Source organism: Arthrobacter sp. 4R501, assembly GCF_002929755.1.
In the GTDB taxonomy this organism is placed as follows: Bacteria; Actinomycetota; Actinomycetes; order Actinomycetales; family Micrococcaceae; genus Arthrobacter.
On the sequence record NZ_PJIW01000019.1, the window covers coordinates 79149 to 91646 of the forward strand.

General features: G+C 64.5%; 9 protein-coding genes and 1 pseudogene. All 10 read left to right on the plus strand.

The window, feature by feature from the left end:
• Window positions 1-77 precede the first annotated feature (77 nt).
• A complete protein-coding gene (locus tag CXR02_RS17800) occupies window positions 78-1019 on the plus strand; it encodes an ABC transporter permease (RefSeq protein WP_104063195.1) in 942 nt (313 codons plus the stop codon).
• Window positions 1016-2905, plus strand: a complete 1890-nt coding sequence (locus tag CXR02_RS17805; RefSeq protein WP_104063196.1) for a dipeptide/oligopeptide/nickel ABC transporter permease/ATP-binding protein — start codon at window positions 1016-1018, stop codon at window positions 2903-2905. Before CXR02_RS17800 ends, CXR02_RS17805 begins: the two co-directional genes overlap by 4 nt.
• Entirely contained in the window at window positions 2902-3807 is a 906-nt protein-coding gene (locus CXR02_RS17810; protein WP_258061088.1) for an ATP-binding cassette domain-containing protein, read from the plus strand. Before CXR02_RS17805 ends, CXR02_RS17810 begins: the two co-directional genes overlap by 4 nt.
• A 47-nt stretch (window positions 3808-3854) precedes the next feature.
• Complete coding sequence (locus CXR02_RS17815) at window positions 3855-4715, plus strand: sugar phosphate isomerase/epimerase (RefSeq protein WP_258061089.1); 861 nt, start codon at window positions 3855-3857, stop codon at window positions 4713-4715.
• 73 nt (window positions 4716-4788) lie between these two features.
• A complete protein-coding gene (locus CXR02_RS17820) occupies window positions 4789-5955 on the plus strand; it encodes a Gfo/Idh/MocA family protein (RefSeq protein ID WP_104063198.1) in 1167 nt (388 codons plus the stop codon).
• Window positions 5956-6062: 107 nt separating this feature from the next.
• The gene (locus CXR02_RS17825) at window positions 6063-7124 is read left to right on the plus strand and encodes a LacI family DNA-binding transcriptional regulator (protein WP_104063199.1); all 1062 of its coding nucleotides are present in this window, start codon (window positions 6063-6065) and stop codon (window positions 7122-7124) included.
• Window positions 7125-7205: 81 nt separating this feature from the next.
• Window positions 7206-8612 carry a glucuronate isomerase gene (gene uxaC / locus CXR02_RS17830; protein WP_104063200.1) on the plus strand — a complete coding sequence of 469 codons (1407 nt, stop codon included), beginning with the start codon at window positions 7206-7208 and terminating at the stop codon, window positions 8610-8612.
• Window positions 8609-10039, plus strand: a complete 1431-nt coding sequence (locus tag CXR02_RS17835) for a mannitol dehydrogenase family protein (protein WP_104063201.1) — start codon at window positions 8609-8611, stop codon at window positions 10037-10039. Before uxaC ends, CXR02_RS17835 begins: the two co-directional genes overlap by 4 nt.
• A 300-nt stretch (window positions 10040-10339) precedes the next feature.
• Window positions 10340-11770, plus strand: a complete 1431-nt coding sequence (gene uidB / locus CXR02_RS17840; RefSeq protein ID WP_258061090.1) for a glucuronide transporter — start codon at window positions 10340-10342, stop codon at window positions 11768-11770.
• A 45-nt stretch (window positions 11771-11815) separates the two neighbouring features.
• Window positions 11816-12498, plus strand: a pseudogene (locus CXR02_RS17845) (bifunctional D-altronate/D-mannonate dehydratase); the annotation flags it as partial.

The window sequence follows — 12498 nt, forward strand, 5'->3', positions numbered from 1 at the left end:
GCAGGTCCGGCAGCCCATCACCAAGGGTGGGCTGCCGGACCGGGCAACCAATCCATGCCAGTTCAATGGAGCCAGCAATGATCACTTTCATCCTTAAACGCCTCGGCAGCGGACTCGTCGTCCTGTTCGCCGTCTCGATCCTCGTTTTTTCCCTGCTATACGTATCGAGCGGCAGCATCGCACGGAACATCCTGGGCGACCAGGCAACGCCGGATCAGCTGGCCGTGAAGGAAGCGGAGTTGGGGCTAGACCAGCCCATCATCACGCGCTACTTCAGCTGGCTCACGGGCGCCCTGCAGGGGGACCTGGGCACATCCTGGTTCACCTCTGAACCCGTGTCCAGTGCCCTCGCCACGCGCATCCCGGTCACGATGACCATGGTGATTGCAGCCATGCTGCTTATCTCCATTATCGCTACCCTCATCGGCGTTGCCGCAGCCGTAAAGCGCGGCTGGGTGGACCGCCTGGTCCAGATCGGTGCCATTATCGGCGACTCCGTTCCCGGCTTCGTCATCGGCATCATCCTGGTGACCATCCTGGCCATCCAGATGGGCCTCTTCCCCGCCACCAGCACCATTTCGCCCGGTGTCGGAGCAGACGCCTGGGTCCTGTCATTGACGCTTCCGGTGGTCGCACTGCTGATCAACGGAGTGACCGGCGGTGCGCAGCAGATCCGCAGCGCCGTCATCAAACAGCTCGAACGCGATTACGTCCGTACCCTCCGCAGCCGCGGCATCGGTGAGCGCGAGGTCCTCTTCAAGCACGTCCTGCGCAGCGCGGCTCCGGCCGGACTGACCGTGCTCAGCCTCCAGCTGATCGGCATGCTCGGCGGCGTGGTCATCATCGAGCAGATTTTTGCCCTGCCCGGCATGGGGCCGCTGGCCGTCGCCGCCACCAGCCAGAGTGACCAGCCAGTGGTCATGGGCGTAGTTATGTACACCGTCGCCGTTGTCATTGTGGTCAACCTCATCGTTGACCTGCTCAACGGCTGGCTTAACCCGAAGGTGCGTGCCTCGTGACCGAGTCCGTCGAAACCTCAGCCCTGACGCCCGCACCCGGTACGACTGCACCGGGAACGTCAGGCCAGACCGGGACCGTCGTCCGGTCAACAGTCCTCAAGCGCCTGTTCAAGAATCCCATGGGCGTCGTTGCCATCGTCATCCTGCTGTCCATGGCCAGCATGGCCGTCTTCGCCGATGTCCTGGCCCCGTTCGACGAGAACTTCGCCAACATCGCCAAGACCCTCGCAGCCCCGGACGAGGTCAACATCCTGGGCACGGACAGCTCAGGCCGTGACGTCTGGAGCCGGCTGCTCTTCGGGGCGCAGCTGACCCTGAGCTCCGCGCTCCTGTGCGCCGCCGTTGCCATCGCGATCGGCCTGCCCGCCGGCCTGGTGGCCGGCTACTACGCCGGGAAGTTTGAAGCGGTCTCGAACTGGGTTGTCAGCATCCTGATGAGCCTCCCCGGCCTGATCGTCCTGCTGACCATCCGGGCCGCTTTCGGTCCGTCAGTGTGGATTGCCATGATCGCGTTCGGCGTCCTGATCAGCCCTTCCTACTTCCGGCTGACACGGTCAGCGGTGCAGTCCGTGCGCAACGAGCTCTACGTGGATGCCGCCCGCGTCTCCGGCCTGTCAGACCTCAGCATCATCACCCGCCACATCTTCTCCGTGGTGCGTGCGCCCATCATCATCCAGACCGCGGCGATCGCCGGCGTGGCCATCGCCATCCAGTCCGGACTCGAGTTCCTGGGACTGGGCGATCCGGCGAAGGCCACCTGGGGCGTGATGCTCAGCGAAGGCTTCAAGAACGTTTACCTCACCCCGACGCTGCTCTTCTGGCCTGCGTTTGCCATGGCACTGACCATTGGCGCCCTGGTCCTGTTGGGCAACGCCATCCGCGACGCCCTGGAAGACGGCGAAAAGATCAAGCACCGCAAGAAGAAAGCTCATGACGCGCAGGACGCTGCCGCAGCCAGTGCCGCCAAGGCAGCGCGCAAGACCCTCGCCGCCGTTGAGTCCGGAACCGAACACCACCTCGTCAAGGTGACCAATCTCGGCGTCGGCTACCCCCAGGCAGACGGCACCATCAAGAAGGTAGTGGACGATGTCTCCTTCCACGTTGACCGCGGCGAAATCCTCGGCATCGTGGGCGAATCCGGTTCGGGTAAATCCCAGACCGCCTTCTCTATCCTGGGCCTCCTGCCGGACACCGCACGCATCGTCGGCGGGGCCATTCAGTTCGATGGCAACTACACCGTCGCCCCAGGCGAGGACAAGGTCAGCCAGGAACGTCTCTCCAAGCTGCGCGGCAAACGGATTTCCTACATCCCGCAGGAACCCATGAGCAACCTGGATCCCGCGTTCACTATTGGCTACCAGCTGGTCACGCCCATGGTGCGGGTCCTGGGAATCTCTAAGGCCGAAGCCACGGCGCGGGCCATGAAGCTGCTATCCGACGTCGGCATTGTCAGCCCGGACCGGACCTTCAAGGCGTACCCCCATGAGGTCTCCGGCGGCATGGCCCAGCGCGTGCTCATCGCCGGCGCCATCAGCTGCGAACCGGACCTCATCATTGCCGATGAGCCCACCACGGCCCTGGACGTCACGGTCCAGGCCGATGTCCTGGACCTCATCCGCGACCTCCAGCGCCGGCTTGGCGTCGGCGTCATCCTGGTGACCCACAACTTCGGCGTTGTTGCTGACCTCTGCGACCGTGTTGTGGTCATGCAGAACGGCCGGCTGGTGGAGGAAGGCCCCGTGCGGGAGATCCTGCGCGAACCGAAGGAACGCTATACCCAGACGCTGCTGGCTTCGATGCTGGAAGGCAAGGAACCCATGACCATGCTGGTGTCAGCTACTTCGTCTGCAACTGCCTCATCAACTGCCAAGGAGAACGTACTGTGACCGAAACTGCAGCCTTGCGCGCCGCGGAATCAGCGCCGGCACGCCAAGAACTTCTTCGGGTGGACAACCTGGTGGTGGAGTACGCCGGCAAGGGGTTCCGGGCACGGAGATTCCGCGCACTGACGGACATCAACATCAGCATCGGCCAGGGCGAGACACTGGGCCTCGTGGGGGAGTCGGGCTCCGGCAAGACCACCCTGGGCCGGGCCGTGCTGGGACTCGCGCCCGTGAGCGGCGGCAAGATCACCTTCGAAGGCCAGGACATCAGCCACGCCGGCCGGAAGCAGCGCCGCGTGCTCAGCCGCGACATGCAGGTGGTCTTCCAGGATCCCTACACGTCGCTGAACCCCGCCCTGGAGATCGGCGACATCCTTGCCGAACCGCTGGGCGTCCAGGGCATGGAACAGGCAGCAGCCAAGAAGCGCGTCAAAGAACTCCTGGACCAGGTGGGTCTGCCGTCGGACGCCATCCACCGTCTCCCGCGGGAGTTCAGCGGCGGCCAGCGCCAGCGCGTGGCCATCGCCCGCGCACTGGCGCTGTCCCCGAAGCTCATCGTCTGCGATGAGCCTGTCAGTGCCTTGGACCTCTCCACCCAGGCCCGGGTCCTGGATCTGTTCCTGCAGATCCAGAAGGACACTGGCGTGTCCTACCTTTTTGTCTCCCACGACCTTGACGTGGTCCGCCACATCAGCCACCGTGTAGCCGTGATGTACCGTGGAGAAATTGTGGAACAGGGGCCAGCCGACGTCGTCACCCGCGACCCCGAACACCCCTACACCCAGCGGCTGCTACTCGCTTCCCCGGTGCCGGACCCGGACCGCCAGGAGAAGCGCCGTGCTGACCGCCACCGGCTGCTTGAAGAGCAGCGAATGCAGGCCGAACAGGCTGGCGTCCCCGCCTAAGGCCGGACCAGACTTTACTCAACAGCGAACAAACCATGGAGGAAAAAGTGGCCAAAATTGGCGTACAGGCAATGATGCTGAAGGACAGCTTCACCGAAATCGGGGCGTTCGAAACGCTCCGCAAGGTCAGCGGCATCGGCTACAACGCCGTCGAGATCTCCCAGATCCCGATGACGCCGGAAAACGTCGCCGAGCTGGACCGCTCCCGCAGCGAACTGGGCATGGACATTGCGGCGCTGTCCGTGGCCATGGAGACCCCCAAAGGCCGGCCCGGGGACTCCCTGGCGGAGCACTTTGACAAGATTGTGGACGATGCCAAGCGGCTGGATTCGAAACTGCTGCGGATCGGCATGCTGCCCTTCCCCGCGATGAAGTCGATCGGCGCCGTCGTCGACTTCGCCAAGCAGGCCAACGAATACGCCGAACGGCTGCAGGAGCAGGGCCTGGGCCTGTATTACCACAACCACCACATCGAGTTCGCGAAGTTCGATGGCAAGTACATGCTGGACATCATCGCCGAGAACTCCCCGGCCATGGGCATGGAAATCGACGTGCACTGGGTACAGCGCGGCGGCCTGGACCCGGTCCGTACCCTCGAAAAGTATGCGGGCCGCACGGCCATGGTGCACCTGAAGGACTACCGGATCGGCGAACTGCCCGAGTCCGCCTTCGGGATGCTGGACTCAGGCGACGTCGCCGGATTCATGGCGGAGTTCAAGAACGTCGTCCAGTTCGCCGAAGTGGGCGAAGGCAACCTCGACTTCGCCTCCATCATCCCGGCCGCGCAGGCTGCCGGCGCCTATTACCTGCTGGTGGAGCAGGACGAACTCTACGGCTGCACCGTCTGGGAAGCGCTGCAGACCTCCTACGACAACCTGGTTGCCCTGGGCCAGTCCGAACTCTTCTAACCAGACCGCTTCTGGTTTCGACAAGCTCAACCAACGAAACACAAGCTCAACCAACAAAGAAGGATAAATAACTGTGAGCAAGAAAGTACGCCTCGGCATCATCGGCCTGGGCCAGCAGGGCGGCGCCTACGCCAAGTTCATCACGGACGGCATGGTCCCCAACATGGTGATCGGGGCCATCTGCGACACCGATCCGGCCAAGAAGGAACTCGCCTCCGCCACGTACCCGGACGCTCCCTTTTATGACGACTACATCGCCATGCTGGAAAGCGGCGACGTTGACGCCGTTGTGACCTGCGTGCCGCACTTCCTGCACCCGGAAATGGGCATCGAGACGCTTAAGCGCAACATCCACGCGCTGGTGGAGAAGCCGGCAGGCGTCTACACCAAGCAGGTCAAGGAACTGAACGAGTTCGCGGCCTCCAAGCCGGAACTCTCCTTCGGCATCATGTTCAACCAGCGCAACAACCCGCTGTACAAGAAGCTCAAAGAGATTGTGGAAAACGGCGAGATCGGCAAGATCCGCCGCAGCAACTGGATCATCACTAACTGGTGGCGCCCCCAGGGCTACTACAACTCCAGCGAATGGCGCGCAACGTGGGGCGGCGAAGGTGGCGGCGTCCTGGTCAACCAGGCTCCGCACCAGCTGGACCTGTGGCAGTGGATCTGCGGCGTGCCGAAGTCCGTTTACTCCAAGGTTTCCTTCGGCTTCCGCCGCGACATCGCCGTCGAAGATGAAGTCACCGCAGTAGTTGACTACGGAGACGGCGTCACCGGCGTATTTGTCACCGCCACGCACGATCTGACCGGGACCGACCGCTTCGAGATCCTGGGCGACCAGGGCAAGATCGTCGTCGAGGGCAGCAAGACCGCCACCGTGACGCGCCTGCACACGCCGGAGCGCGAACTCAGCGATGGCATGGGCATGGACGATGTCCGCAAGCTCTTTATGGGCGAGCTGAACCCGGAGCAGTACTACACCACCGAGGTCATCGAATTCGAGTCCGTCTGGGGCGGGCAGCACGCCGGTGTCCTGGAGAACTTCGCCGCCAACATCCTGGACGGCACACCGCTGCTGGCTCCGGGCTCGGACGGCATCAACGGAGTCCGGCTGGCCAACGCCATCCACCTCTCCGCCTGGACCGGTAAGGAAGTTGGACTGGACTTCGACGAGAACGAGTTCCTCGCCGAGCTCAATAAGCGCATCGCCGAAGAGGGCAAGTTCCCGCAGCGCACGTAACCTCCCGGGTGAGCAGCGAAGCTGAGGTAGCAGCTGTGGCCGTTTTGGACCATCAAAACGGCCACAGCTGCGACCTGCTTGAGTGGTTTCATCGTTAGGATGGGGCGGTGACTGAACCCCAAACGCCGGACACCGCCCCATCAGCGGGGTCGGTTAAAAAGCACGGCCGCGACGGCAAATCCAACGCCACCATCTACGACATCGCCAAGATGGCCGGCGTCAACGCGTCCACGGTTTCCCGGGCGCTCAGCAAGCCGGGCAGGGTCAGCTCCAAAACACAGAAGCTCATCGAAGATGCGGCCGCCGAGCTCAACTACCAGGTCAATCCGTTCGCGCGCGCCCTTCCCACGGGCAAGACCAATACGTTCGGCCTCATCGTCGCGGACATTACCAACCCCACCTTCTTTGACATCATCCGCGGCGCCGAGACCACTGCAACCAGCCGGGACTACACCCTGGTGCTCGCCGAGTCGGCGGAGTCCTCGGCAACTGAACTGACTGCCGCCCGGCGGCTCATGGCCACCGTGGACGGCCTTATTCTGGCGAGCCCGCGCATGGACGATGACAACATCCGCGCCCTGGCCCAAGACAAACCCGTGGTGGTCATCAACCGCGAGGTGGAGGGCGTGCCGTGCGTGGTGCCAGACGTCAACAAGGGGATCAGCGAGGCGGTCCGCAGCCTGGCCGCCAACGGCCACACGAAGGTTGCCTACGTGGCGGGGCCCCCGGAATCCTGGATGTCCGAACGCCGGTGGGAGGGTGTGCAGGCAGCCTGCGACTGGTCCCGGCTCGAGGCAGTGCGGCTCGAATCCACCAAACCAACGGTCGACGGCGGCCGGAAGACTGCGCGTGATGTCCGCGCCAGCGGCGCCACTGCGGTCCTGACGTACAACGACCTGCTGGCCATCGGGCTCATGCAGGAGCTTCAGGCTGCCGGCGTGGTGGTGCCCGACCACATCAGCATCATCGGCTTTGATGACATTTTCGGCGCGGATTTCACGACGCCACCGCTTACCACCGTGCGTTCGCCGCTGGGGGAGTGCGGCGAGGCAGCCGCCAAGCGCCTGCTGGACTTTCTTCACGGAAGCGGGGAACAGTCCGGCACCTTGAGCGTAGAGACTGAGCTGGTGCTGCGCGGGTCCAGCGGTCGGATCCTGCCCGCGAAGTGAGTCCGGGCAGGGCCCATTCCTTCGTTTGGCAAATCATGGCAACCGGTTGACAAAACTCGGCGCCCGGCAGATTATTGATCTATGTCACAGTCGATTGCTGCCAACCCAGACAGGCTCCTGCCCGCCGACCCAGGAACGCGCAGCATTGCGCGGGACCTCCTGGCGCGCGTGCAGGACCTCCCCATCATCTCCCCGCATGGCCACGTTGACGCCGCCGTCATCGAGCACAACACCCCGTTCCCTGACCCGGCAGCGCTGCTCGTCAGTCCGGACCACTACGTCACGCGCCTGATCCACGCCAACGGCGCCCCCCTGGACAAGCTGCGGGCCGGGGGTCCTACCGCGCCCGGGTCACGCGAAATCTGGCGCACCTTCGTGGATGCCTGGCCGCTCTTCGAAGGCACGGCCTCCGGCTACTGGCTGCGCAATCAGTTCGACAGTGTCTTCAACCTGGGCGCAGACCTGGGCGAGATGTCCGCTGATGCCAGCTATGACGCCATCGCCGCCAAGCTCGTGGAGCCCGGGTTCCGTCCCCGCCAGCTCTTCAAGGACTTCAACATCGAGGTGCTGGCCACCACGGACGACCCTCTCGACAACCTTGCCAGCCACAAGGCCATCGCGGAGGACTCCACCTTCAACGGCCGCGTCCTGCCCACGTTCCGCCCGGACGCCTACTTGAACATTGCGCACCCCACCTGGAGTGCCAACGTTGACCGCCTGATTGAAACCGCCGGTGACGGCGCCAGCGGCTACGCGGGCTACATCAAAGCCCTGGAAAACCGCCGCCGCTACTTCGTGGAGCACGGCGCGGTCTCGGCGGACCATGGTGTGGCCACCCCGGCAACGCTCAAGCTGGACCGCGCCGAAGCCGAGCGCATCTTCGAACTCGCCCGCGCCGGCAAGGCCACGGCCGAGGACCGCAACACCTTCGAAGCCCACATGATGTACCAGATGGGCCGTATGTCGGTCGAGGACGGCCTGGTCATGACCATCCACCCGGGCTCGTTCCGGAACCACCACACGCCCACGTTCGAGGCCTTCGGCGCCGATACGGGCCACGACATCCCGGTCGCCACCAACTACACCGAGGCCATCCGGCCGCTGCTGCAGGACTTCGGCACGGCCAAGGACTTCCACCTGGTGCTGTTCACCCTGGACGAGACCGTTTTCTCCCGCGAACTCGCGCCGCTGGCCGGCTTCTACCCGTCCGTCTACCTGGGCGCACCCTGGTGGTTCCTGGACGCCCCGGATGCCATGCTCCGCTTCCGCTCCGCCGTGACCGAAACGGCCGGGTTCTCCCGTTCCTCCGGTTTCATCGACGACACCAGGGCCTTCTGCTCCATCCCCGCCCGCCACGACGCGTCCCGCCGGATCGAAGCCTCCTTCCTGGCCCGCCTCGTGGCCGAGCACCGTGTCAGCGAAGACCGCGCCCACGAAATCATCGTGGACACCGTCGATTCCTCCCCGCGAAGGGTTTTCAAACTGTGAGTATCGAACAGGCCGACGCCACAGGCAAGGCTGCTGCCGCATCGCTGCCGCAGCTGAACCGGAGCACGCACGCTGCAGCCAAGCCGCCGGTCCGGATCGTCCACCTAGGACTCGGTGCCTTCCACCGCTCGCACCAGGCCTGGTACACCAGCCAGGCCAGCGACGCCGCGGACTGGGGCATTGCCGCATTCACGGGCCGCCGCCCGGACGCTGCGCTTGCTCTTGCCGAGCAGGACGGCCTCTTTACGCTCGTGGAGCGCGCTGACAGCGGCGACTCGTTCTCCGTCGTCGGCAGCATCGTTGAAGCGGTAGACGGCGCGGACGTGCAGCGGCTCGCAGAGCTCGTTTCGGCGTCTGCCACAGCCATGGTCACCCTGACGGTCACCGAAGCGGCGTACCGGCTCGGTGCCGACGGACAGCTGGACACCACCGCGTCCGACGTCGCCGGCGACCTTGCGCTGCTGGCTTCCGGAAGCGGAAACCCGTCGACGCCGCTGGGCCGGCTTGTCTTCGCCCTCGCCGCGCGCCGGGCTGCCGGAGCCGGGCCGCTCGCCGTTGTCTGCTGCGACAACCTTGCCAACAACGGCACGGTGGCCCGCAACGCCGTCGCGGGCCTGGCGCAGGCCTGGGACGCTGAGCTCGTTGCCTGGGTCGACGAAAACGTCAGCTTTGTCAGCACGTCCGTGGACCGCATCACGCCGCGCACCACCGAAGCGGACATCGCCGCCGTCGAGGCCGCCTGCGGCTACCGCGACAACTCGCCCGTAGTGGCTGAGCCGTTCACCAACTGGGTGCTCAGCGGCGACTTCCCCGCCGGCCGTCCGCGCTGGGAAGATGCCGGCGCCGTTTTCGTTGACCACATCGAGCCCTACGAGAACCGCAAGCTGTGGCTCCTGAACGGCGCACATTCCCTGCTGGCCTACTCCGGCCAGCTCCGCGGACACACCACGGTGGCGCAGGCCCTCGCGGACCCGCAGTGCCTGACCGCCGTCGAAAGCTTCTGGAACGAAGCCGAGGCGAACCTGTCCGGTGCCGCGGCGGGCGGCGCGGACCTGCAGATCCCGGCGTACCGCGCTGCCCTGCTGGCCCGCTTCAGCAATGCGCGCATTGCCCACCACCTGGCCCAGATCGCCATGGACGGCAGCACTAAGCTTCGCATGCGGGCCATGCCTGTCCTCCAGGCCGAACGGGCCCAAGGCAAATCCGGTGCCGCCGCGGCACTGATGATTGCGGCCTGGATTGATTTCAGCGCAGCGGCCGGGACGTTCCACGATCCGCTGGCAACTGAAGTGGCCGCGGCCAACCAGCTGGAAGGCACGGAGCGCGTGCGGGCGGTCCTGGCGCTGGTGGATCCTGCCGTCGCAGCGGACGACGCCGTCGTGGAACTCGTTTCCGGGCTGCTCGGCACATTCCCGGCGGACGCCTAAGCACCACGCCCAGCTAGCATCTCTGCTGCATAAAGAACAGCACTGCCCGGTCCAGGCTCCTGGACCGGGCAGTGCTGTTTCGATGACCTGCAGTTTCATGAAGTTTCAACAGAAATTAATGGCAACCGCTTGCCATTTTATTGCCAAGTGACTAGGATTACAGGCAACGAGAAACACGCGGCGGTACGCCCGCCGGATGCGGATTCTGCCAACTCCAGCATCGCCAAAGATTCACCGCTTCATAGCATTTCAATAATTTTCGCTGGCCAACACGGCGGCAAGGGTAAAGGAGCCCAATTCATGAAAAAGCTAAACAAGCTCAGCATCATCGGCTATGGCGCCGGCGATGCAGCTAACAACCTCGCATTCACCACCGCCACCATGTTCCTGCTGGTGTACTACACAGACGTTGCCGGTATCTCCGCCGCAGCCGCCGGAACCCTGTTGCTGGTAGTCAGGCTCTTTGACGCCTTCGCCGATGTTTTTGCCGGCCGGATTGTTGACCGCACCTTCAGCAAGCGGTTCGGTAAGTTCCGCCCGTTCATCATGTTCGGCTCCATCCCGCTGCTCCTGCTGAGTGTGGCAACCTTCTCCATTCCGGAGCTGGGCGAATCCGGCACATTGCTGTACGCCTACGTCACGTACGCGGCCCTCGGCCTTGCCTACAGCCTCGTGAACATTCCTTACGGCTCGCTGGCCGGCGCCATGACGCAGGATCCGGGGGAGCGCGCAAAGCTGGGCTCGGCCCGCATGGTCGGCGCCCTGCTGGTGGGCTCTTCCCTGGGTATCTTCGTCGCCCCGCTGATCAAGCCCGGCGCCGACCTCCAATCGACGTTCACCACCATCACCCTGGTCTTCGTCGTCATCGGCGCGGCGCTGTACTTCTTCACCGCATTGACCGCCAAGGAACGCGTGCACCGCGCCGTCCCCAAGGTGACGTTCAAGCAGAGCGTGGACACGCTTAAAGGCAACAAGCCGCTCCTGATGCTGTGCCTGAGCTCCTTCTTCTTCCTCTCCGGCTACCTTGCCCTGACTTCCGTGCAGCTCTACTACCTGCGCGACGTCCTGGGCCGCCTGGATCTTTACCCTGTGCTGTCCATCATCCAGCTGGCGCTCACCTTCTTCCTGGCAGCGTTTATGCCCAGGCTGGTCCGTAACGTCGGCAAAAAGAGCGTCTACATCTACTCCTCGCTGGTCACCGTCCTCGGCGGCGCGATCATCTTCTTCACCCCGGCCAGCCAGGTCTGGATGGGCTTCACCGGCCTCGTGATCAGCCTCGTGGGTGTCCTCGCCGTCAACATCGTGGTGTGGGCCCTGGAAGCCGACACGGTGGAGTACGGCGAATGGCGGACCGGTGTCCGCACCGAAGGAATCACCTACGCCCTGTTCTCCTTCACCCGCAAGTCCGGCCAGGCTGTGGGCGGCGCCCTGGCGGCCTACGCCCTGGCACTGGGCGGCTACAAGTCCGGCGCGGCCCAGACCGCCGACGCCCTGTTCGGCATTCAGATTGCGGCGGGCGCCATCCCTGCCGTGCTGACTATCCTTGCCGTATTAGTAATGTCCAAGTACACGCTGACCGATGCCAAGCACGCGGAGATCCTCAAGGAGATCCAGGAACGCCGGACCAAAACTGTGGGCGCCGGCGAAGCCGCTGACGTCACCGCCGCTGACGCCAGCACCACCACTGACGCCGGCACGCCGGTTGGCGCCGGCGCAACCGCCGGCCACTAACTTCCAGCACCACCATCTGACCAGAAGTCCCCGAAAGGATCTGCCGTGAAAATCATTGCTGCTGAAGTCTTCGTGACAAGCCCGTCACGTAACTTCGTGACCCTGCGCATCACTACGGACGACGGGGTCACCGGCATCGGTGACGCCACCCTGAATGGCCGCGAACTGGCTGTTGCCGCGTACCTCAAAGAGCACGTGGCCCAGCTGCTGATCGGCAAGGATCCGCATAAGATCGAGGACACCTGGCAGTTCCTGTACCGCAGCTCCTACTGGCGCCGCGGGCCGGTGACCATGGCGGCAATCGCCGCCGTGGACATGGCCCTGTGGGACATCAAGGGCAAGATGGCGAACATGCCGGTGTACCAGCTCCTGGGCGGCGCGTCACGCAATGGCCTGCGCGCTTACGGCCACGCTTCCGGCGCTGACCTTGAGTCGCTGTTCGATTCAGTCCGTGAGCACCTGGACCTGGGTTACAAGTCCATCCGCATCCAGACCGCGGTTCCCGGTATCAAGGCCGTCTACGGTGTGGCCGCGCAGGCCCAGGCCTCGGGCGAACGCTACGACTACGAGCCCGCCGGCCGCGGCGCGTTCCCGCAGGAAGAGGACTGGGACACCCGGGCCTACCTGCGCCACCTGCCCGCCGTCTTTGAAGCCGTGCGCAACGAGTTCGGCCCGGAAATCCCGCTGCTGCACGACGGCCACCACCGCATGACGCCCATCCAGGCCGC

Excerpts from the sequence above, each read along its gene's own strand:
- uxaC (WP_104063200.1), top strand. The coding sequence starts at position 7,206 with ATGTCACAGTCGATTGCTGCCAACCCAGACAGGCTCCTGCCCGCCGAC.
- CXR02_RS17800 (WP_104063195.1), top strand. The coding sequence starts at position 78 with ATGATCACTTTCATCCTTAAACGCCTCGGCAGCGGACTCGTCGTCCTG.
- uidB (WP_258061090.1), top strand. The coding sequence starts at position 10,340 with ATGAAAAAGCTAAACAAGCTCAGCATCATCGGCTATGGCGCCGGCGAT.